We start from the raw sequence: 22,336 nt of genomic DNA, 5'->3' as shown, positions 1-22,336 counted from the left end.
GCACATCGGGAATCCGCACACGCCGGTTCCCGAGTGCCGGATCGGCTGACGGCGTCGTCCCTTAGGCATGGCGCAGAACGGCGATTCCTACCGGCTCCGCAGCAGGCACCTCATCCGGGCCGACGCGGCGAACAGCAAGGGATCACGCTCCACCCCGTGATCCGGCTCCGCCGGCCTCTCGCCGCCCCGAACCGACAGCACGAAGGAGATCAGTGATGAGTCGATCCACCGAATTCCCGCCGGGACGGTCCATCGTCTTCCGCAACGGCACGGTGCTGCCCATGGACCGTGTGCGTCGGGTGCTCACCGACACGGATGTCCTCGTGGTCGACGACCGGATCGCCGCAGTCGGTCCGCAGCTCGCGGTTCCGGACGGGACGGTCGCGATCGACGCCTCCGAGGGCATCGTGATGCCTGGCATGATCGACACGCACCGCCACATGTGGCAGACGGCGATGCGCGGCTACGGCGCCGACTGGACACTCACCCAGTACTTCGTCTGGTACTACCTCGAGCATGGCAGGGCTTTCCGGCCGGCGGACGTGCACGCCGGGAACCTCCTGGCCGCCGTGGAGGCACTCGACGCCGGGGTGACCACCGTCGTCGACTGGTCGCACGGGCTCCAGACCGTCGATCACGCGGACGCCGCGGTCGACGCGCTGCAGTCTGTGCCCGGACGGTTCGTCCTCGCCTACGGCAATATCCAACAGGCTCCGTCGGAGTGGACCGCGGCACCGGAGTTCCGCGATTTCGTGCGGCGCCGCATCACCGGCGACGACATGCTCGGCTTCCAGATCGCCTTCGACGTCACGGGCGACCCGGCGTTCCCCGAAAAGCCCGCCTTCGAGGTGGCGCGCGAACTGGGCGTCGCCGTCACCACGCACGCCGGGGTCTGGGGCGCCACCAACGACGACGGCATCCGGCTGATGCACGAGCACGGTTTCATGACACCGGAGACGGTCTACGTGCACGCCTCCACGCTGTCCGCCGACTCCTACCACCGCATCGCGGCGACAGGTGGTTCGATCTCGGTGTCCACGGAGAGCGAGCAGAGCGCCGGGCAGGGCTACCCGACGACCTGGGCGCTCCGGTCCCACGACATCCCCGTCTCACTCTCGATGGACACCAACGTCTGGTGGAGCGGGGACCTGTTCTCCGCCATGCGCACCACGCTGGGTGCCGACCGGGCGCGCGAGCATCTGGAGGCCCACACCAAGGGCGAGACCGTCACGCACTGCGCCCTGCGCGCCGATCAGGTGGTGGAATGGGCCACGCTCGGTGGCGCCAAGGCACTCGGCCGCGAGCACGACCTGGGCAGCATCGAGGCGGGCAAGAAGGCCGACCTCGTCCTGCTCAAGAATGACCACTCGCCGGTCTCGTTCCCGGTGCTCAACCCGTACGGCCACGTGGCGTTCCAGGCACAGCGCGGCGACGTGCACACCGTGGTGGTCAACGGACGGGTGGTCAAGCACGAGCATCGCCTGCTCGGCGTCGACCTGGCCGCGGTACGGCGCGAGGTCGAGCAGACCGTCGAACACCTGCGGTCGACCATGGGCGAGGAGGAGTGGCGCAAGGGCATGAATCCGGACGTCCCCGCGTCGAAGATCCTCGACAACCCTTACACCTATACCGACTACCGCAGCACCGCGACACACAGCGGGTGAGACCGAGCCCAGGAACGGGTGACGTCCAGGCGTACTTCGGCGGCAGGGACTCCGAGGACGCCGTGAAGTGGGAAGACCGCACATCCCCGTACAGCTCGGGCTGTTGTCGACATGGAAGGTCACTCCGATGAGCGTGGGACTTCTGCTGCTGCGGGTGTTGCTCGCCGCTCTGCTGTTCGGCCACGCGACACAGAAGCTGCTCGGCTGGTTCGGAGGAGCGGGTCTTTCCGGCACCGGCGCCGTCTTCGAGCAGTGGGGGTTCCGCCCCGGCCCGCGGATGGCGCTGGCAGCCGGCCTGGCGGAGCTCGCGGGCGCGCTTCTGATCGCCGCCGGGCTGCTGACGCCCGGCGGCTGCGCGGTCGTCGTCGGCACGATGACGGTGGCCACCGTCGCGACAGCGGGCAACGGCTTCTGGGCACAGCGAGGTGGCTGCGAGCTTCCGTTCTGGTACGGCGCCGTAGCCACGGTGCTCGGATTCACCGGACCGGGCCCCTGGTCGCTCGACGCCGCTCTCGGTCTGAACCGGCTGTCCGGCCATGCCTGGGGGTCGACCGCGCTTGCCCTCGGGCTGCTGGCCTCGGCCATTCCCCTCGCTTCCCGCGCTCGAGTGCTGCGCGAGGGGCGGAGGACCACAGCGCAGAGGGACGGCGGCACAGTGGCCTGATCGCTGTCGAAGTGGTCTGACAGATCCTTCACCTCTGAACGTCTCTCAACCGGATGGAACAGTCCCGACTCCGGCGACGTCGCCGCCCACACCACGCTCATCCTCCCCACGCAGCTCATTCGGGCGGCGAAGGTGCCGCTCGGCTCACTCGGCCTGATGCACGGGGCCGACCTGGACAGACCGGTCGGGGAACGGTCGGTGGGGCAGCGCCGTCGGCTGGCGCTGCCCCTGTTGGTGGCCCGCCCGCCCCACCTGCTGCTGCTGCTGCTCGACGAGCCCACGAACCACCTCTCTCCCCCCCCGCTTGTGTGACGAACTGGAGGAGGCACTCGGCACCGGACCAGGTGCCATCGTGATCGTCAGCCACGACCGCTGGCTGCGCCGACGGTGGCAGGGCCGCGAGGTTCGACTCGCCCCCGGGCCCGACCGGCTGACGAGCGACATCAAAACCCGCTGACCCGGCAGGCGCCGCAGGCGCTCTCCGGTTCTGGGCAGCCACCCATAGCCAGACGGCGGCATGCCGGCTTCCTGGATCCCGCATAGAGTCCTGCGAAAGATGCCGAAGGCACGGGAAACGTCGTCAGAAAGGCCGTCTGCGACGGCCCCCTCCCAGTGCCTCTCCCTCGGGTTCGGCGGCCGCGCGAGCTCGAACCACTCGCCACCCACATGCGCGGCGGCACGGCACCAGGAACAGGAACAGGACCAGATCTCCTCTTCCCACGCAGTCCGCGGCACCGGCCATCGCCACGTCGCGGTCCACACACAGTCCACGAACGGATCCTCACACGCCTGTGTCCGCGGCCACCGGCCCTCTGACCTCCCGCGAGTTACCAAACGCCCTTGCCAGGACAAAACGCTCTTTGAGAGTTGGTCATTGAGATCCTTTCTCGGAACGGTTCGTGCTCACCGACGAAACCTGGCCCGCCCGCATGATGCGCACCTTGTGCTCGCCGCAGTTCCGGCACGTCAGCCGGGACAGCGGCGACGGAACGTGCACCCCGTCGGCCTTGTAGATGATGAAGTCGTGTCCTGCGGCGTCCGTGTGGTGCTCAATCTCGTAGGCCTGCTCCCAGCCGTATCCGCAGCGCATACAGGCAAAGGCATAGGCCTCGTGTGCGATGCGGATCCCTGCTATCTCGCTCATGTGAGCTCCTCTGGGTGTGTTGAGCGCGGTGTGCGGAGGCTGGTCCGTCACGTTCACTAGACCCGACAGCTGAGGTGTTTGTGACAGCAGCCGTCCTGAGCCGAGGATTTGGCTGAGCTTCATATCGGTGCGAGGCCACCGAGATGTTCGCGCGGGGAGTCCGACCGCCGCAGGCGGCTGGGCGGCTGGAGGACGCCTCCGGGCCGAGGGGCGTGCCGGACAGGCGCGCCGGGGTGATCCAGGCTCCGGACGAGAAGCCGATGCCGGGCCGGTAACGCCGGAGCGGAAGGGCCGCAACAAGCCCCGTCGACAGAACCGGCAGTAGGCGTCGTCGTGGAGCCCACGGCAGATCACGAACCGGTTGCCCCCGGACTTCCGATGATGAGTCCATGCGCATCTCGCACGAGGCGATCCACCAGGCGCTTTACGTCCAGGGGCGCGACGTGCTCAAGCGTGAGCTGGTCGCCTGCCTCCGAACCGGGCCTGCGCTGCGCGTCCCACGTGCTCGAACGCGGCAACGTCCCGGTGGTCACGTCACACCCGAGGTGATGAACTGCGAACGGCCGGCGGCGGCCGCGGATCGCGCGGTGTGTGGATCTTGCACTGGCACGCCTCCCTCCATCACGGCCGACATCGTCCACCTGGCTGCGGGCCTCGCAGTACTCGCCGCCACCTGCACGGCCGTGCCCGTGCTGAGCACCGGAGTCATCGCGGCGCTCCTGATCACCAAACCCTTGTCGCTGCCTGGCGTGGTGCTGCCTGGCCGTCCTGACACCGGTCGGCTCCCGCGCCGCGCACCGGGGTGGCCGGCACGCAGCCTGAGGTGCGGCCGCTCCAACACCGACATCGGCCGCGTGGGGTATCCCGGTTTCACCGCTCCGACGAATCGACTCCCCGCTTCACCAGGTTTCAAAGCCTTGTTCGCGCAGCTGTTGGAAATCCCCTCAGTCGTCCATCGGCCAGAGCCCCGGAAAGGCCATGGTTGGCGAAGGTTTCGTTGCGCGGGCGCAGGCCCGATACAAGCTGTCTCGGCTGCGCGGTCGTCGTCACGCAGGTTCGTGGAGCAGGTGAGGGTGCCACAGAGCCAGTCGAGTTGGCTGCTTGACATAGGAGCATCAAGGAGACCCGGTGACGGTGCACCCGTTCATCGAGGCGGAGAAGCAGAGCGGCCACAACGCCAAGTGCGCGTGTGAACTGCTGAAGGTCTCCCGAACCGCCTTCCACGCCCGCCGAACCGGAAAACCCGGTCCACGGGCGGTCCGTGATGCCGAACTGACCGGCCATTTCGCCGCGGTCCACCAGCACTCGCGCGGCACCTACGGAGCCCCCCGCATCCATTTGCAGCGACTGCACAGCAGCCTCGGCTACCGCAGGCCCGCCGGCTACGAGACCGCACTCGCAGCCTGACCACCACACCAAGCGTGTCCGTCAAAGCGGAACAAGCGTCAGGTCGGTCGTGGCCCCTCGGCAGCTGTTCCTACCGGCACTCCACGCCGCAGAAGGGCGCGTGTGGACTCATCGATCACGTGTCCTCCCGTGTGATCCGGCATCAGGCTCAGTCGGGTCGGGAGCCTTCGTTGTTCTCCGCCGGGCCCCCTCGTCACCCTGGCGGGGACACAGACCCCCGGCGCAGAGCCGAGAGCCACTGCGAAGCGGAAGCGCGAATCCAGGAACGCGGCGATCTTGCTTGCGTTGAATACCCACATCACCTTGTGGATGCCTTCCTTCGAGGCGGCGATCGTCAGGAACGTGGTGGGCTCGCCATCGCGGTAGATCATCACGCCTGCACGTCCGTTGGCGTCGACAGGCCTGGCGTCCGCGCCCCGCCAGAAGCGCGGATAGGCGGTCGCCAGGTTGGCCACGCATGCACGGCCCAACACGGGTATACGAGCGACCCCCCGGATACCGTTGCCGTCGGACAGACTGACTACATCGGGGGTGAGGAGGGCTTCCAACGAGGCCACGTCCCCCGTTTGAGCTGCTGAGACGAAGGTGTTCAGCAGGTGTCGGTGTTCTTCCGCGTCCACGCTCTCCCGCTGCTCGGCCGACAGATGCTTGCGAGCGCGGCTCACGATCTTCCGCACGTTGACGAGGGTGAGTTGAAGGATTTCAGCGATCTCGGGATAGGTGTAATCGAACGCCTCGCGCAGTACGTATGCGGCACGTTCAGTGGGACTCAACTTCTCCAACACCAGCAGCAGAGCCAGCTCCAGAGCTTCTGCACGCTGCGCGCCCACCTCGGGGTCGGAGCTTGTGTCGATGGGCTCAGGCAGCCATGGTCCTATATAGGTTTCCCGACGCACCCGCGCAGACTGCGCAACGTTGATGGCCAAGCGGGTCGTCGTACTCGCGAGGAAGGCCACCGGACTGACCACCACGGAGCGGTCGGTCCTCTGCCAGCGCAGCCACGCTTCCTGGACGACGTCTTCAGCCTCGACCGCGCTGCCGAGCACGCGGTAGGCGATTCCGAGGAGACGTGTCCGGTGCTGCACAAAGACAGCAACAGCCTCTTCAAGGGAATTCGTTGTGGGGGATGGCTCGAAATGCATGATCGTGCGGTATCCGTTCCTCCGGTTGTGGCTGTTCAGGAGTGTGACCACGCAGCGACCGCGTGGTCGCGGACCGCTCCGGCAACTGGTGTCCCAGGTCGCGCTCCTGGCGACCGCGGTACCGCAGGGTGTTAGGCGCTGCTTGGCTTGTTTCGGAGCGGCAGGAGCTGTGATCACTGATGGTCATGGGGCTGCCCGGATCGAGTCCGCCCCACGAACGGGATTGACCCGTTCCTGTGACAGGACCGGGGCAGCGGGGTGCTGCCGGTCGTCGTCAAGGTGGCAGGTAGCAGGCACAACACAGTGCTTTCGTGTGCTTACGGCCCGACCAACGGATCAAATCACATCTCTGAGTACAAGGTTCATATGAGTAGCAGGCCGCGCATAGTCACCAGCCCAAGACCATGGAATCGCTCCCAACAATGCCATTAAAGCATTGACACAATGTTGATCAGTGGTGGGGTCACTCCGCGTCCCAACACGGGCCGAATGAGCCCCGCGGCAACGCCTTCCCGCCACCGACAGCCACTCACCCCCGGAGAGCGGACGCATCACAACAATGCGTGTCACCGCAACACGGATACGGGTGACACGGTGCAAGCAGACCGCGGCCTCCAGTCCACCGGAAGGGGGAACGGCACAGAGCCGGATGATCGTAGGGAACGGAGCGGCCACCGCTCGGCCTTCCGGGAGCTGTCGCCCGCGTCGAGGTAGACGTCGCGACAAGGCCGTGGCCCGAAAGACGGGCCACGAGCCAGGTCGTGGGGGGACTCAGTCCGGCCTTGCCGGCCAGGTCGCTGAGATAGAGCAGCTGCGCAGAAACGGATGCCTCTCCCTGAGGGCTGTCCCGTAATCCATGGCGGGCGCACGACGACAGCTACGGCACCTCGCCGCGTTGTCGGAACGCCCGAATACACCCAGTATGAGGATGTTCGTCCGCCTTACGATGCACCGCATCTGACGCCGCGCGCTGATCCACCAGGGATTACGGGACAGCCCTTAGAGGGCACCGAGGGCGTAGAACTCGCGGCCCTGCAGGCCCGGACGCTGTCGCTCGACACGGGTCTCGAACTGACTGTGGAGCCGATCGAGTGTGCTCCATCGTTTGATCAGCGGCATGTCCTCGCTCACCGGGAGCATACGGCGGACCGGCAGGGGCCCACTCCCCCGCCGGCCAAGAACCCGGCCGTCTGTAGCAGCCGTGCGGACAGTCTCTTCACGTCTGACTACGTGGTCTTCGCTCATCCTGGTGATTCCCTGTCCCAGGCCTGCCCGGCAGAGAAAAGTCATCTCTGCCCACTCGTTCATCATCGGGTTGGGTGGCTCCAAGCGCACGCGTCGGCACGTGCCTCCCCGTCAGTAGCTGTCGGGCTCTCGCCTGAGCGCTGCGGATTACCGCTCGTGATGAACGCGTCCCGTGGGTGCTGAACGGAGGCGAGCGAGACGAGGTCCCGGCCGAACAGAGCAGCGGTGAGCCAGACGGTGAGAACGCGGACTTTGCGCTCCCAGGTGGGAACGGCCAGGACGTGATACCCCCGGTGCATCAGCCAGGCGGGAAGTCCCCTGATGACGATGCTCTTGTACTGGAAGATGCCCCGCCCCAGCCCCAGCGTCGCCACTACTCCCAGACTGCTGTGGCGGTAGTTTCGGATTCTGCCACCGTGCAGGTCGGCTGCAATGTTCTTTGCCAGGCGCTTGCCCTGCCGTACGGCGTGCTGGGCATTCGGCACCGTGTGCGCCCCCATTACGGACGAAGCAAGGTCGGGAACGGCCGCATCGTCTCCGGCCGCCCACACACCCAGTACGGGCTCGCTGTCGGTGCCCACGCGAAGATCGGGACGGACCACGAGCAGGCCTCGCTCGTCGACCGGCAGATCCGTGTGGTTGTGCACGACAGGGTTCGAGGCGTTGCCGGCGGTCCAGACGATCAGCGCCGAATCGAACTCCTCTCCGCTGGAGAGCACAACGTGCCCGTCCTCGGCAGAGAGGAGCTGCGTGTTCAGGTGGATATGCGCACCACGGCGCTCCAAAGAGCGCACCACCCAGGCACCGGGCTTGTCTCCCACCTCGGGCAGGATGCGGCCCCGGGCCTCAACCAGGTGGAACGACAGGTCGCCGAAGCTCAGTTCCGGGTAGGACTTGAGCATCGCAGTCGCCAGCGACAGTAGCTCGCCGAAGCCCTCGACGCCTGAGAACCCGCCGCCCACGAACGTGACGGTGAGCAGCTTTCGCCGCTCGGCACCAGGCGGCAGCGACGTTGCCTGGTCGAATGCGGTCATCAGCCGGTCACGAATGGCCACCGCCTCCTCCACGTGCTTCAGGCCGATCGCCTGCTGCGCCAGACCAGGTATGGGGAAGGTGCGGGTCACGGCGCCGGCAGTGACTACGAGAGTGTCGTAACGGAGTTCGTAGTCGGCTCCGCTCACGGGTCGGACGGTCACGGTCCGACCCGCGTTGCTGATCTCGGTCACCCTCCCCGCGATCAGCCTGGTGCGGCGCAGGTGCCGCCGCATCGACACAGCGGCGTGACGTGCCTCGACCGATCCAGCCGTCACCTCCGGAAGGAAGGGCTGGTAGGTCATGTAAGGACGCGGGTCGACAACCGTGACCCGCGCCTCGCCCCTACGCAGCGTCTTCTCAAGGCCCCATGCAGTGTAGAAACCCGCGTAGCCGCCACCGACAATCACAATCTCACGCATGATTTCCTCTGTTCGTTGTTCGACACCACATAGACCGGGCGTGGCAGGACGGTGTGACATGCCATAGCGGCGGAGCGCCGCACTCGCGACACCCGCTCAGCCAACGGGCTACCGGCAACCGGGCGGCGCCAGGAGCACACACGCACACGCTGCGCCGCGCAGCCTGACGCCCGTTTCCTACCGGTTGCCGGGTGCGCGGCGATCGATTTACGGCAGGCGGTGGACCGACCGGTCGTAAACAGCATCCGTGGTCAGCGGATGAAATGACACTGTCACCCAACGTCTGTCCACCAGCGGACGTGCGCGTGTGTGACGAAGAAGAGCTTTGGTACGCTGATCACAGCGTTCCGGACGCCATCTGCACGATCCCCGTGAAGGCGTCCCAAAAGCGTTGACATCCACGGCCCGAATCAAGATCCGCTCCGCTCCCGGCCTTCCTGCCTGCAGGAATGCCCTTGACGTCGGCGGGTTCCCGCCGTGAAACCGCTTCGGCTTTGGCAGAATCCGGGAGAACCGGCGGAGCGATGGTCATCGTCACATGCACAGGCCGACTCGGGATATCAGTGATCTGCACGACTCCGGCATGCAATGAATGGAACATCATGAAGATCGTAGTTATCGGCGGGACCGGACTCATCGGCTCGAAGGTGATCGTCAAGCTCAAAGCGCACGGCCACGATGCGGTAGCCGCGTCTCCGAACACCGGCGTCAACACCATTACCGGCGAAGGCCTGTCCGAAGCGCTGCACGGCGCGGACGTGGTGGTCGACGTGACGAATTCACCGTCGTACGAAGACCAGGCAGTCATGGACTTCTTCACCACATCGACGGCGCACCTGATCGCCGCGGAGAAGGAAACGGGCGTCAACCATCACGTCGCCCTCTCCATCGTCGGTGTCGAGCGCCCTTCGGACGGAGGCTATTTCAAGGCCAAAGCCGCGCAGGAACAGCTGATCCGGGACTCGGGACTTCCGTACTCCATTGTCCATGCGACGCAATTTTTCGAGTTCCTCGGTGGCATCGCCGACACCGCGACCGACGGAGACACCGTCACGCTCCCGCCCGTGTCGTTCCAGCCGGTCGCTGCCGACGACGTCGCGGCCGCCGTCGCACGGGCGGCAGTCGGCGCTCCTGTGAACGGCATCGTCGACATCGCCGGACCCGAGATCGGCCGCTTCGACGAGATCATCGGCCGAGCCCTTCAGAGCCGCAACGACCACCGAAAGGTCGTCGCAGACCCGGCCGCTCCGTACTACGGAGCCCACGTGAGCGAGCGATCCCTCATCCCCGACGGGGACTCCCCCCGTGGCGAAATCACCCTCGCTGCCTGGCTCGAAGCCTCCGCCAAGTAGCCCGAGCCGCGATGTGAAGTTGCAGCACTTCCGTGATCGCCCGCCGTGAGTGCCGCACGCATGCGACCTCGGGTTCACCACTGGGTCGTTGAGCGCGCCGTCGCTCGGTTCCACCGATTCCGACGCATCCGCGTCCGCGTCCGCGTCCGACGGGACGACGCGACGCATCCGCCAGGTGTTCCTCGGCCTCGCCACCCGCCTCATCACCCACCGACACGTCCAACGCCTGTGTCAGGACATCCGGTCCAACGCCTGTGTCAGGACGTCCTATACGAGAGAGATCGGCTGACGAGAGATCGCCAAGTACCGATCTGTGAGGGCTGAGAGTCCCCGTTCCGATGACCCGGTGCTTCCACGGACCGGGCCAGCAGAAGTCCGGCGAGGCCGACGTAGACGGCCACGACCAGCGCAATGACGGCTACGACGGCGAGCGTCACCCGGCGTCGTGGACGTGACGCAAGCCCTGATCGTCGGGGCCGGTCCGGCGCGGAAAAATGAACATGCGCCGACAGGACGCCCTGGCCGCTGCAGAAGACCGGGGCCGCACTAGGGGAGAGCCGCACCAAGCGTTGCGGCGGACGCCCAGCCCAGCCCTCCTGTGTAGCTGGGGCTCAGCTGCTGCCGGTCGGAGGTGGGCAGACCGGCCGGCGGCGCCGCCGTGCGGCCGGCGTTGCGGCTCTTCTCGCCGGCGCCGTCGGCCCTCTTGACGTACACGTCCGCGATGCGTGCTGGGTCCAACCGGGGCTTCGGGCTCGGAGTTCGCGGATGGTGTGTGCGGCGGGGGCGTCGGGGCGTACCGGGGCCGGGCCGCCGTTGCGGCACCCGATCGGCGTGCGCACGGCGCCGACGACGTACGCGTTCGTCACTTCAGGCCCTTTGCGACGGTCAGCCCGGCGTCGGTCTTGGTGATGATCTCCTCGACGCCGACGCCCGGTGCGCACTCGACCAGCACCAGGCCCCCGTCGGTGATGTCGAGGACGCCGAGGTCGGTGATGATCCGGTTCACGCAACGCTTCCCGGTCAGCGGTAGCAAGCACTCGGTGAGGATCTTCGGTGAGCCGTCCTTGGCGGTGTGCGTCATCACGACGATAACCGTACGGGCGCCGTGCACCAGGTCCATGGCACCGCCGATCCCCGTGACCATCTTCCCGGGGATCGCCCAGTTCGCCAGGTCCCCCTGCTCGGAGACCTGCATCGCACCCAGCACCGCCACGTCGATGTGGTCGCCGCGGATCATCGAGAAGGAAAGCGCCGAGTCGAAGAACGAGGCGCCGGGCAGCACCGTCACGGTCTCCTTACCCGCGTTGATCAGGTCGGGGTCGACCTGATCCTCGGTGGGATACGGGCCGGTGCCCAGGATCCCGTTCTCCGACTCCAGGACCACTTCCACGTCCTCGGGCAGATGGTTGGGGATCAGTGTCGGCAGCCCGATGCCGAGATTGACGTACTGGCCGTCCTCCAGCTCCCGCGCTGCCCGGGCGGCCATCTCTGCACGACTCCAGGCCATCAGATGCTCACCGGTCCTCGCGCCGCAGGCACGGACACCGTGCGCTGCTCGATCTTCTTGTCCGCCGCCTGTTCCGGCGTGAGGGCCACCACCCGCTGCACGAAGATCCCCGGCAGATGCACCGCATCCGGATCGATCGCGCCCGGTTCCACCAGCTCCTCCACCTCAGCGACCGTCACCCTTCCCGCCATCGCGGCCAACGGGTTGAAGTTGCGGGCCGACTTACCGAACACCAAGTTGCCGTGCCGGTCCCCCTTCGCCGCCCTTACCAGCGCGAAGTCGGTCCGGATTGCGTACTCCAGCACATACGCGACCCCGTCGAAGGTCCGCACTTCCTTGGCCGGCGAGGCCAACGCCACCCCGCCCGAGCCGTCATACCGCCAAGGCAGCCCGCCTTCCGCGACCTGCGTGCCCACCCCGGCCGGGGTGTAGAAGGCGGGAATACCCGCACCGCCGGCCCGCAGCCGCTCGGCCAGCGTGCCCTGGGGGATCATCTCCACCTCCAGCTCCCCGGCCAGATACTGCCGCGCGAACTCCTTGTTCGCCCCGACATACGAGCCCGTCACCCGCCCGATCCGGCCCACCGCAAGCAGCACCGCCAGGCCCGACTCCATCGCCCCGCAGTTGTTCGAGACGACCGACAGCCCCGACACCCCCCGCTCGAACAGCGCCTGGATCAACACGTTCGGCACACCACTCAACCCGAACCCGCCCACCGCCAACGACGCACCCTCCGACACATCCGACACCGCCTCCAAGGCCGTGGCGACCACTTTGTCCATCTCTCTTTACTCTGCCTCTCACCCATGCGGACCCATCGGACGCTGTTTCCGTGACGCAATATCAAGAATTCGGCCTGACTCCGCAATGTTTTTGTGGGCGTTGCTGGAATTGCGGGAGCGGCTCCGCTGCCGACATGCCCGCCTCATCCGCTTGTCACCTGACGCATACCTGTCCCCACGGTCCAACGCCTGGGCATCCGGCGGCATCCCGCAGATGAGTGATATCGCACGCGATCCTCACGCCGCTCTGCCGGTGCGCGTCGCGCGGACAAGGTATTTCCACGCCGATTCCCGTTATCACTCACGGATTTTGTTGACGCACCTCATTCGAGTGCCGACGCTTTCCTCCATGAACAGAGGAGCTGCAGGACCGAGGAAATTCTCATGAAGACATTCGTGCACCGGGGACAGATCACCAAGGTGGTCTTCGGCAGCGGTACGCGCAGCCGTATCCCCGAAGAGGCCGAGGCTCTCGGAAGCCGTCGAGTGCTCCTCCTGTGCACACCTGGTCAAGCGGACCAGGCAGCAAAGATGCGCGACCTGCTGGGTGCGGCAGCCGTGGGAACGTTCGCCGAAGCGGCCCCGCACACCCCTGTCGACGTCACGCAGAAGGCGCTCGCGTACGCCAGATCCGTGGGAGCGGACTGCGTACTCGCCATCGGCGGTGGATCGACCATCGGCCTCGGCAAGGCGATCGCCGTGCGGACCGGTCTTCCGCAGCTGGCGCTGCCCACCACCTACGCCGGCTCGGAGATGACGCCGATTCTCGGAGAGACCGAAGGCCGCAGGAAGACGACCAGGCGGCTGCCCGAAGTGCTGCTCAAGACGGTGGTGTACGACGTCGACCTGACGCTCACGTTTCCGGCGGCGATATCGGTGGTCAGCGGCATCAACGCGATGGCGCACGCCGTGGAGGCCCTCTACGCACAGGACCGGGACCCGGTCGCCTTCCTGATGGCCGGTGAGGCGCTCGATTCCCTCACCCGGTCCCTTCCGGTCATCGCGCGGCGTCCGGACGACGGCGAGGCGCGGGCGGATGCGTTGTACGGTGCGTGGCTGGCGGGCACGTGTCTCGGCACGGTGGGCATGGCCCTGCACCACAAGGTGTGCCACGTGCTGGGCGGCACGTTCGGCCTTCCGCACGCCGAAACCCACGCGGTCGTCCTGCCGCACGTGGTCGCCTACAACGGGCCGGCGGCCCCCGAGGCGATGGCACGCATCGCGCAGGCGCTGCCGGGGGCCGACGCCGCGAGCGGTCTCTTCGACTTCGCAGGGCGGCTCGGCGCGCCCAGGGCACTGCGGGACCTCGGCATGCCGGAATCGGGGATCGATCAGGCAGCCGAACTCATCGTGAGGGACGGCTACTGGAATCCGCGACCAGTGGATCGGACCGCTGTCCGCGCCCTCCTGACCCGCGCCTGGGCCGGGGAAACGCAATAGATGTTCACGCGGCAACGAACATCCCCATTCCCACTCCATCATCGACCACGCAACCACCACAGGAGCGCACCATGCGTGATCTGACCATCGACACCATCACCGAGGCTGTGATCTCGACCATGCGGGACACCAAGGACTCCCGCGTCGCCGAGATCGCGGAATCGTTGGTGCGGCACGTCCATGCATTCGTCCGTGAGGTGCAACTGACGGAGGAGGAGTGGGCCCGGGGAGTGGACTTCCTGACTCGCACCGGGCAGACGTGCACGCCGACGCGCCAGGAATTCATCCTGCTGTCCGACGTGCTGGGCGTCACCATTCTGGTCGATGCCCTGAGCAATCAACGCCCCGCCGAAGCCACGCAGAACAGCGTCCTGGGCCCCTTCTTCAGGGGCGACAGGCCGCAGCACCTCGATGGCGCCGACATCTCCGGTGGTCTGCCCGGCACCTCGCTGTTCTTCGAGGGACGGGTCGTGAACCGTGAGGGAGCGCCGGTGGCCGGCGCGGCGGTGGACGTCTGGCACAGTGACGCGGAGGGCCATTACGACGTGGACGTACCCGACCGGGTCGACCCGGCCATGCGCGCGCTGTTTTGGACCGACGAGACGGGAAACTTCAGTTTCCGCTCCATTCGCCCGTCCAGCTACCCGATACCCGGTGACGGCCCGGTCGGCGAACTCATGAGCGCTACCAACAGGTCGCTCATGCGTCCCGCCCACGTGCACCTGCTGATCGAGGCTCCGGGATTCCAGCGTGTGACCACCATGCTGTTCCCGTCGGACGACCCGCACCTGGACGCGGATCCGGTGTTCGGGGTCAAGGATTCGCTCGTCGAGTCATTTGAAACGTTCGAGGCTGACGCCGGGCCCCGCCGTGGGCTGACAGACGAGCCGTACACCGTGCTGCGTCACACCTTCGTCCTCGAACCCCGGCCCGCGGACTGAACTCGACGGCCGGCGCACACACCGTCGGGAGGCGGTCATCCATGAGGAGCAGTGATCCCGGTGAAACGGGTGGTGTCGTGCCCTGGTTGCCCAGCCATGTCATACCCCGACCGAGACTGGTCCGCAGAATCCATCAGTCGCTGGACCAGTACCCGGTGCTCGTCGTGGCGGCTTCGGCGGGGTCGGGCAAGACGACCGCCGTAGTCCAGGCCGCTCAGGAGTTGCCCAGCCCCGTCGCCTGGGTATCGCTCACCGGGATGACCGGTGACGTCGATCCCGGTGCCGATGATTCCGGCACCGACTGGCCGACGCTGGCGCGCCTTCTCGGGGCAGCCGTACAGCCCCATGTGCCGGCCGCGGCGACCGCGCTGACCGACGCACTGGCGCGAGAGCTTCCGGCGTCGGAGGTCGGCGCCCTGCTCGCCAGGATGCTCGCCGGCACGGAACTGGTGCTGGTGCTCGACCGCGTGGAGACGATCGGCGGGGACGCCGGTTCGGCGGGGCTGCTGGCCGCACTGGTCGGGCGTCTGCCGGAAGGGTCGCGGCTGGTACTGGTCACCCGGGTGGATCTGCCCAAAGGCCTCGGAGGTCTCGGCGATGTCCATCACGTCGCCTTCCTCGAGGACAGGGACCTGGCCTTCGACGCGGCGGAGGCCGCCGAGGCGCTGCGGGGCATCGGCCGAGACGACGACCCGTGCCAACTGGTCGATGCGATGGGCGGTTGGGTCACCGGCATCTTGTACGACTGGTGGGCCGTCGACCCCGCCGCCTCCGCCGTACAGCACGAGCGCCTCGCGGCCGAACTGCTGGCCCAGCTCACTCCCGCGGAGGCGTCGCTGCTCGTCCGCACGAGCCTGCTCGATGACGGCGTGACAGCCGAGCGGGCGAATGCCCTCGGACTGGCATCGCCGGACCGGACGATGGCCGCCCTCCGCGGCCGACGGCTGCCGCTCGTCTGGTCCCCCGACGGCAACCGTATGGTCGCCCTGCCGCGATTCCGCCTCTGCCTCCTGCGCGAGATCGGACGCATGGACGACAACAGCCTGCGTACGTTGCGTGGGGCGTATGCCACGTTGCTCCAGGCCAGGGGGCGCCACGAGGACGCCGTGGCCGAGCTGCTCATGAGTGGCGACACCGACACCGCCCGGCACGCCGCAGAACGTGCCTTGCCCGATGTACTGGGCCGACTCGACCTGGCGACCGCCGAGAGCTGGCTCGACCGCCTGCGCCCGGCGCCCCGACCGCTCACACCGACCCTGGCCACGGCGGTGCTCCGAGTCGCCTTCGGGCTCGAACAGTGCTGGCGAGGCGTCCAGTTGGCCGACCACCACGGTCGTGCGTGGTGGAGCGCGGTCGCCGAACAACCGGGCGGCGCAGAGGACTTGGCCCTGCTGGTGTGGTGCTTCTGGCACGTGGGGAGGATCGACGGGGCGCGCGAGATCCTGCGCGTCATGTCTCCCGGGCGCCATCGCGACATCGCCGCGGCTCTACTGGCTCTGGCGGACAACGGCACACCCCAGCTCGCCCCCGACCTTCTCGACCGTGTCCCGGGACCTCTTGAGGCTGTGGTGATGCCCCTCGCATACAGGGCTGGGAGGCTGCGGGAACTGCAGGACGGCTCCTTCGGCCCATGGCGAAGAGCAACGGGCGTGTCATGGACGGTCGCCGCCCTCCGCGCCGAGGGACGCATATCCCAGGCCGAGCAGGCGTACGCGGCGGTCGGAGACGGAGCACGGCCGGTCTTGCTGGTGGCGATCGAGGCCGCGGAACTGATGGCGGAACTCGGACGCCGGGACGAGGCGTGGGCCGCGCTGCTGGCCGGGCGGGAGAGGATCGCATCGACCGGTTCCTGCGTCTACGAGATCCTCAGTCTGCTCCTTGAGGCAAAACTGGCCCTTCGCCTGGATCGCGACGTGCAGCGGGCGGCTCGAGCCCTCGCCGAGGCGGAGCGCAGAGGATGTGCGCGCTATGCGTTCACCTCGGAACTGGCGGGCGTCTGGCGAGGCCTGATGTTGCTGTTGGCCGGTCGCGACCATGACGCCGTGCCCCACCTCACCACCGCGGTCTCCGCAATGCGTACGAGCGGTAGATGTCTGGAACTTCCCACGGTGGCCGTGTACTTGAGCGAGTCGTTGTGGCGCACCGGCGATGAGGACGGCGCGGATGCCGCTGCCGACCTGGCTCTGGAGGTCGCGACAGCCCAGGGCCACCGCAATCTGCTGTTGCAGGCTCTGGAGGACGTGCCCTCCGTCGCCGCGCGCCGAGCCGACGCGGAACCCACGCACTCCTCACGCTGGCACGAGCTCTTGGCCGCGCTCTCGACCGCGAGACCGGTGACCGAGTGCGCCGTACCCCGACTGACGCTCGAGGACCTCGGCCCGGTGCGGCTGGTCGTCGACGGACGGGAGGTCCACCCGCGTCTGGCCAAGAGCGTCGAGTTGCTCGCCTACCTGCTGTCCCGGCCTGCGGCGAGCGCCAGGCGTCAGGCCCTTCTGAAGGCACTCTTCCCTGGACGGAGCGACGCCACGGGGCGCAGCTACCTTCGGCAGGCCGTCTACCGGCTGCGCGAGGTGCTCCCCGACGGGCTGGCGCTCCTTCAGGATGGTGACGTGTACACGCTGACGCCGCCGTCCGCGGTGGTGAGCGCGTCAGGGACCCTGCAGCGGCTGCTGGCGGAAGCCGCACGGCAGGACGGCGAGCGCCGGTGGGACACACTTCAGTGCGCCCTGGCCATCGCCGAACGCGGCTGCTACTTCGACTCCCTCTCGACATACTGGCTCGACACCAGGCGCGCCGAACTCGAGGCCGCCCTCCTGCAGGCCCGCGTGGACGCGGCGACCGTGGCGCTCCACCTCGGCCACGTCCGGGAGGCCCGTCGGCTCGCACGTGTCGTGCTGGACAGCGATCCCTACCGGGAACAGGCCTGGCGGCTCGCCCTGTGCGCTGCGGAAGCGGCCGGCTCGGACGATGAACTGCTCGACTTGTACCGAGGCTACCTGCGCGTCATGAAGGAGCTCGGAGTGCTGCCGTCCGCGGAGCTGAGACGCCTGGTCGACCGACTGCGTCGATGAGTTGACGACCGTGTGAACGCCCAGCGCCGTCCGGTGCAGGACAAGATTTCCCTCACATTAACAGCCGGAGTTGCACGCTTCACCCCAGGCACCAGGGCCCAGCCCCAATTTCACGGAGGTCCTCCGATGATTGGAACCGTTGATATGACAGTCGATTTCCGAGCCGCGATGAGCCGGCTCGCCACGGGTGTCAGCGTGATCACCACCCGCTCCGGAGGCACGCCAATCGGCATGACGGCGAGCGCCGTGTCCGCCCTGTCTCTGGATCCGCTCCAGCTGCTCGTGTGTATCGGCAACCACCTGTACACGCGGACCGCGATCGCGGAGCACGGTCGCTTCGCCGTCAATATCCTCGGCGAGGACAGCGAGCCCCTGGCGCGGAACTTCGCCGTTTCCAAACCGGACAAGTTCGCGGGCGTCGAGATCTGCGACGACCACGGTGTGCCGGTGTTGAAGGACGCTATAGCGGCCGTCGTGTGCGACGTCGCCGAGGCGCTCCCTGGCGGCGATCACACCATCTTCGTGGGTGATGTCCGCTATTGCGCACACAGCGGGGACGTCCGACCGCTGCTCTACTTCGCGGGAGGTTTCGGCTCGCTCAGGCCCTAGTCCTGGTGGCAGCGGTCCGGAGAAAACCGCTGCGCGAACCTGACCGGCCCACTACTCCCCCGATGTCCGGCTCCGGCTCTTGCGAGGCGAGCCCTGGCCATCGGGGGCTCCGCTCGTCCCGACGACTCCACGGAAGGTGCCGTGACCAACTCCGTGCCGACCTTCAAGTTGCACCCTCCGGCCCAGCCCCCGCATCTCCTGACACGCCTGCGTCTGCTGCGCCGGCTTGACGCGGCGTCCGAGCCCGTGGTGGTGGTCTCCGCGCCGGCCGGTGCCGGAAAAACGGTGCTCCTGGCCGAGTGGTCGCGAGGCCTGGCGGCTCGCGGAGAGTGCGCCTGGCTCAGCCTGGACGCGTACGACAACGCCCCGGGCCGGCTCTGGGCCGTCATCCTGCGGGCGTTGCGCCACGTACGACCGGAGTTGCCCGCACGCATCGAGGGCGACGAGTGGACGCTCGACGCATGGCGCGAGGAGATTCTGCCAAGCCTTTTGACCGGACTGGGCGGAGAGGGACCGCTCACGCTGATCCTCGACGGACTGGAAACCGTCACGGATGTCGATGCGGTCCGCAGCCTGATGGACTTCCTGACAAGGCTTCCCCAGGCTTTCCGCATCGTCCTGTCAACCCGGCACATGCCCGGAAGGCCGCTTCCAGCCCTGCGCGCCCGGGGTCTGGTCGCCGAACTCGACCGGCACGACCTGGCCTTCACCCTTGAGGAAGCACAGGCAGTGCTCACCGATCTGCTCGGGTCCCCTCCGACCGCGGACACGTCGAGCGCGCTGTACGGGGCCACCGAGGGATGGGCGGCGGGTCTGTGCATCATGGGGCGCGCACTCGCCCGCTCGGCGAGCGGGGCCGACATGGAAGGGAGCTTGGCCCGCGGCAGACAAGGGGTCGCCGAGTATCTGGCCACCGAGGTGCTCCACCGGCTCACCACCGAACAGCGCGAGTTCCTGCTGCGTACCAGTGTCCTCGACGAGCTGAGTGCCGGGCCGTGCCAGGCCCTCGCCGGGGACCGGGCAGGCGTGCTGCTACGCGAGCTCGCGCGGACCGTGCAACTGCTGGTGCCCGTCGCCGCCGATCCGTCGGCGTACCGGCATCACCGAGCGCTGTCTCCCCTGCTGTCCGACGCCTTGGTGTCCGAAGGGACAGACGCTCTCGTGTCCTTGCACCGGACGGCGGCTCAGTGGTACTCCCGGCAAGGGGAGACGACTGCGGCCGTACGGCACTGGGTGCTGGGCGGCGATGAGTCCGCAGCCGTCGCGTCGATTCTCGACGGCTGGGAGAAGGCGATCTCGGCGGGCCGTAGTGCCGAGATCTCGCACTGGCTGGGCCACTTGCCGCCCCGCACGGTCGCCGCCGACGCAAGACTGTGCGTCGTGGCGGCGATGGCGGCTCTCTCGGGTGGCGCCCCGGAAACGGCCCGGCGCTGGCTGGGTGTGGCCCAGCTCAGAGACACGGGACCGGAGACGGTCGGCGAAGGCAGCACGGTGTCCGATGCGGCTGCGGTCGCTCAAGCCGTGGCCTGCTGCCTGATGGGCGAGCTCCTGACTGCCGACCGTCTCGGCGAATCCGCCCTCGCGGGCACCATTCCGTTGACTTCCTGGCGTGCCCTGGCCTGTACGGCCCGCGGTACCGCACTGTTGTGGACCCGCCGGTACAAGGAGGCGGAGGCGCTGCTCGGCGAGGCGACCCGTGACGCGTATGCCGCCGGGCACAGTCTGGCGCTCGTCCGCGCGCTGGGTCTGCGGGCGGTGTGCGCGCTGCTGGCCGGACGGCACGATCAGGCGCGGATCCTGAGCGACGAGGCCCTCCAGGCAGTCGCGACGGCCGGTCTGGACCGGCACTTCGTCGCCCTGTCCGTCTACATCAGCCGGGCCGGCCTACTCCTCGAAGAGGGACAGGTCGAGGAGGCTGAACGGGTTCTGGCCGGCGCGGAAGCGGCGCTGGCGGGCTCGCCCCGGACCGGAGGCGAACCCCACCTTCGCGCCCTGTGCCACTTCACGCGGGCTCGACTGGAGAGTGCGCGGCACAACGCGGACGCGGCACGGGAGGCCCGCGAAGCAGCCGAGCGGGCAGCGGCCCGGTGCGAGTCGCCAGGGGTACTGACGGATCTGCTCGAACGAGTCGGCGAGGGCACGGCCGTTCCCGGCCCCCAGGACCTGTCGCTGGGCGAGCGCCGAGTACTCCGAGCCCTGTGCGGCCCACTGACCCTGCGTGAGATCGCCGCCGAGCTCTATGTGTCCCACAACACTGTCAAGACACAGGTACGGGCGATCTTCCGCAAACTCGACGCGCACAACAGGAGCGGAGCAGTCGCAAGGGCCCGGGAGTGCGGCGTCCTCTGACCCGGGCCCTTGCATCCTGCTACGAGGCGTCCTGACGTCGGGCGTAGTCCGCCTGAGCCGTGTACGCGGTGTCCTGCTGCTCGTCGTCCAGGCTCTCGATGCCGCAGACCTTGCGCGCGAGGTCTGCCATGCTGCCGCTCGGGGACAGCTCGGCGCGCTTCATGGTGAGGGTGCGGATGGCCAGCAGGGGCGTGCCGTTGAAGTTCTCGAAGGTGCTGATGCGGTTGCCCCAGTCGGACAGGAACAGGTCGCGGATCACGCGACTGATCTTCAGCCGGTCGTGCGGCCTCCCGACCGGTCCCGTCTGCAACGCCTCGAGCCAGGGCCGCAGTTCGGGCCGCTTCCACTGCCCCTCGGTCGGGAAGATGAGCGAGGCACGACCGGCCAGGTCGATGACCTCGTTCACCATGCCGGCGATGTTCTCGAGGTAATAGGCCCGCCCGAAGTCGAACATCAGGACGTTCGGCTTGTAGAGGCCGCCGGGCGTGGTGAACCCCTCGTCCTCCGAAGCGATCACATGCGCCTTGAGTGTCTGGTGGAAGCCGGCGAACCGCGCGATCCGGGTCTGGACCGGCGGCAGCTTGTAGGTGCCGATGTGCTCGGTGATCAGCAGGATCAGACCGAGCATCAGCTCGGCGCGCACCATCTGCCGGACCAGAGCCTGGTAATGCAGCCAGTCGAAGACACGCTGCGGGTACAACGACGCGTGCTGGGGGTTACCGATGTGGAACACCCGGTTCCAGGGGATGAACACGTCCTCGAACACGATGACGCTGTCCAGCTCGTCACCCTGGGAGGCGAGCGGGTGCTCGACGTCCTCGCCGTCCCGGACGTTGCTCTCCCGGCAGATGATGGTGACCCCGGGGGTGTTGGGCTTCACCGCCCCGAAGATGATCTGTTCCGGCAGAATGCCGGGGCGGTAGAAGACGCCGATGTGGATCCAGTCCCCGAAGGCCGCGCCGGTACCGATCGCCTTCACGCCCCGCACGGTGATGCCCTCGTCCGAGGTGCTCACCACTTGCAGAGCCGGGGAATCGGCCTGCGCGGACTCGCGTGAGCGGTCCGTCTGCGGGTCGACGAACGCCGGCGTCGTGTTGAGGTCGCCCTCCCGCACCACGTTCCAGAAGTCGATGATCCCCTCGGTCAGGTCCCTCCCGTCGGCGCCCACGGACTGGCTGCTCCAGGGCTCCGGGTCGTCGACGTAGGTCAGCAGGACGTAGTTGTTGACATCCGGTGTGCGGGGGGTCGCCCCGCCGCCGAGTTCCCGTAGCACCGTCTCCATGTAGCGGCGCTTGCGCTTCAGGTCCTCCTTTGTGCGGTGCTGGAACCACGTCATGGACCGCCTGACGCCCTCTTCGTCCACGAACGTCATGACGTCCTCGAGGTCCGGGCGGTGGTGCAGGTCGTAGAAGTCCGCGAGCCTGCGGGCATACGCCCGGGTCTTGGGGTGCGTGGCCACGTTCTCGACGAGCTCGTCACCCACCCACATCTTGCGGCCGTCGTTCAGCGCCGCCAGGTATTCCTTGCCTGTACGCACGTCGTGCTCCTCTCCGGGTCCAGAGATC

16 protein-coding genes and 4 pseudogenes are annotated in these 22,336 nt (G+C 67.7%); 11 read left to right on the top strand and 9 right to left on the bottom strand.

Features of this window, described 5'->3' with window-relative positions:
- Positions 1-215: 215 nt before the first annotated feature.
- The 3 genes and pseudogenes from OG963_RS42515 to OG963_RS42505 all read left to right on the top strand — a co-directional run.
- Positions 216-1,664 (top strand): amidohydrolase family protein, encoded by a 1,449-nt coding sequence (locus OG963_RS42515; RefSeq protein ID WP_371800211.1) that lies wholly within the window; start codon positions 216-218, stop codon positions 1,662-1,664.
- 127 nt (positions 1,665-1,791) lie between these two features.
- Positions 1,792-2,328, top strand: a complete 537-nt coding sequence (locus tag OG963_RS42510; protein ID WP_371800210.1) for a DoxX family protein — start codon at positions 1,792-1,794, stop codon at positions 2,326-2,328.
- A 120-nt stretch (positions 2,329-2,448) separates the two neighbouring features.
- Positions 2,449-2,785, top strand: a pseudogene (locus tag OG963_RS42505) (ABC transporter ATP-binding protein); the annotation flags it as partial.
- A 447-nt stretch (positions 2,786-3,232) separates the two neighbouring features.
- Here OG963_RS42505 and OG963_RS42500 read toward each other — a convergent pair.
- Positions 3,233-3,472: pseudogene (locus OG963_RS42500) on the bottom strand (hypothetical protein); the annotation flags it as partial.
- Positions 3,473-3,684: 212 nt separating this feature from the next.
- On the opposite strand from OG963_RS42500, the pseudogene OG963_RS42495 reads away from it, so the two are divergent.
- Together OG963_RS42495 and OG963_RS42490 are read left to right on the top strand one after the other, a co-directional pair.
- Positions 3,685-4,080, top strand: a pseudogene (locus OG963_RS42495) (IS30 family transposase); the annotation flags it as partial.
- Positions 4,081-4,600: 520 nt separating this feature from the next.
- Positions 4,601-4,879 carry a hypothetical protein gene (locus OG963_RS42490; protein ID WP_371800209.1) on the top strand — a complete coding sequence of 93 codons (279 nt, stop codon included), beginning with the start codon at positions 4,601-4,603 and terminating at the stop codon, positions 4,877-4,879.
- Between the two features lie 245 nt (positions 4,880-5,124).
- Here OG963_RS42490 and OG963_RS42485 read toward each other — a convergent pair.
- From OG963_RS42485 to OG963_RS42470, 4 genes and pseudogenes are all read right to left on the bottom strand, one after another.
- Positions 5,125-6,021: pseudogene (locus tag OG963_RS42485) on the bottom strand (sigma-70 family RNA polymerase sigma factor); the annotation flags it as partial.
- Positions 6,022-7,020: 999 nt separating this feature from the next.
- The gene (locus tag OG963_RS42480) at positions 7,021-7,152 is read right to left on the bottom strand and encodes a hypothetical protein (RefSeq protein WP_319741581.1); all 132 of its coding nucleotides are present in this window, start codon (positions 7,150-7,152) and stop codon (positions 7,021-7,023) included.
- A 176-nt stretch (positions 7,153-7,328) separates the two neighbouring features.
- Positions 7,329-8,720, bottom strand: coding sequence for an NAD(P)/FAD-dependent oxidoreductase (locus OG963_RS42475; protein ID WP_319741582.1), 1,392 nt, complete (start codon positions 8,718-8,720; stop codon positions 7,329-7,331).
- A gap of 337 nt (positions 8,721-9,057) precedes the next feature.
- The gene (locus OG963_RS42470) at positions 9,058-9,324 is read right to left on the bottom strand and encodes a hypothetical protein (protein ID WP_371800208.1); all 267 of its coding nucleotides are present in this window, start codon (positions 9,322-9,324) and stop codon (positions 9,058-9,060) included.
- Here OG963_RS42470 and OG963_RS42465 point away from each other — a divergent pair.
- Positions 9,323-10,072, top strand: a complete 750-nt coding sequence (locus OG963_RS42465) for an SDR family oxidoreductase (protein ID WP_371800207.1) — start codon at positions 9,323-9,325, stop codon at positions 10,070-10,072. The genes OG963_RS42470 and OG963_RS42465 overlap by 2 nt on opposite strands.
- A gap of 546 nt (positions 10,073-10,618) precedes the next feature.
- Here the strand turns inward: OG963_RS42465 and OG963_RS42460 are convergent.
- From OG963_RS42460 to OG963_RS42450, 3 genes are all read right to left on the bottom strand, one after another.
- Entirely contained in the window at positions 10,619-10,810 is a 192-nt protein-coding gene (locus tag OG963_RS42460) for a hypothetical protein (protein ID WP_371800206.1), read from the bottom strand.
- 124 nt (positions 10,811-10,934) lie between these two features.
- Positions 10,935-11,579 carry a 3-oxoacid CoA-transferase subunit B gene (locus tag OG963_RS42455; RefSeq protein ID WP_319740574.1) on the bottom strand — a complete coding sequence of 215 codons (645 nt, stop codon included), beginning with the start codon at positions 11,577-11,579 and terminating at the stop codon, positions 10,935-10,937.
- Positions 11,579-12,361, bottom strand: a complete 783-nt coding sequence (locus tag OG963_RS42450; RefSeq protein WP_319740573.1) for a CoA transferase subunit A — start codon at positions 12,359-12,361, stop codon at positions 11,579-11,581. The genes OG963_RS42455 and OG963_RS42450 overlap by 1 nt, the downstream gene beginning before the upstream one ends.
- Before the next feature lie 384 nt (positions 12,362-12,745).
- Here OG963_RS42450 and OG963_RS42445 point away from each other — a divergent pair, with 384 nt between their 5' ends.
- The 5 genes from OG963_RS42445 (at position 12,746) to OG963_RS42425 (ending at position 20,771) form a co-directional block, all read left to right on the top strand.
- Positions 12,746-13,801 (top strand): maleylacetate reductase, encoded by a 1,056-nt coding sequence (locus OG963_RS42445; RefSeq protein ID WP_371800205.1) that lies wholly within the window; start codon positions 12,746-12,748, stop codon positions 13,799-13,801.
- A gap of 71 nt (positions 13,802-13,872) precedes the next feature.
- Positions 13,873-14,742: a dioxygenase gene (locus tag OG963_RS42440; protein ID WP_319740571.1), complete on the top strand. Its 870-nt coding sequence runs from the start codon at positions 13,873-13,875 to the stop codon at positions 14,740-14,742.
- Positions 14,743-14,783: 41 nt separating this feature from the next.
- Positions 14,784-17,813 carry a BTAD domain-containing putative transcriptional regulator gene (locus tag OG963_RS42435; protein WP_319740570.1) on the top strand — a complete coding sequence of 1,010 codons (3,030 nt, stop codon included), beginning with the start codon at positions 14,784-14,786 and terminating at the stop codon, positions 17,811-17,813.
- 126 nt (positions 17,814-17,939) lie between these two features.
- Complete coding sequence (locus OG963_RS42430; RefSeq protein WP_319740579.1) at positions 17,940-18,422, top strand: flavin reductase family protein; 483 nt, start codon at positions 17,940-17,942, stop codon at positions 18,420-18,422.
- 141 nt (positions 18,423-18,563) lie between these two features.
- On the top strand, positions 18,564-20,771 hold the full coding sequence (locus OG963_RS42425) for a LuxR C-terminal-related transcriptional regulator (protein WP_319740569.1): 2,208 nt from the start codon (positions 18,564-18,566) through the stop codon (positions 20,769-20,771).
- Between the two features lie 19 nt (positions 20,772-20,790).
- Here OG963_RS42425 and OG963_RS42420 read toward each other — a convergent pair whose 3' ends face one another.
- Entirely contained in the window at positions 20,791-22,308 is a 1,518-nt protein-coding gene (locus OG963_RS42420) for a 4-hydroxyphenylacetate 3-hydroxylase N-terminal domain-containing protein (protein WP_319740568.1), read from the bottom strand.
- Between the last annotated feature and the right edge of the window lie 28 nt (positions 22,309-22,336).

The organism is Streptomyces sp. NBC_01707 (assembly GCF_041438805.1).
Lineage (GTDB): Bacteria > Actinomycetota > Actinomycetes > Streptomycetales > Streptomycetaceae > Streptomyces.
This window is presented reverse-complemented; position numbering and strand designations above follow the sequence as displayed.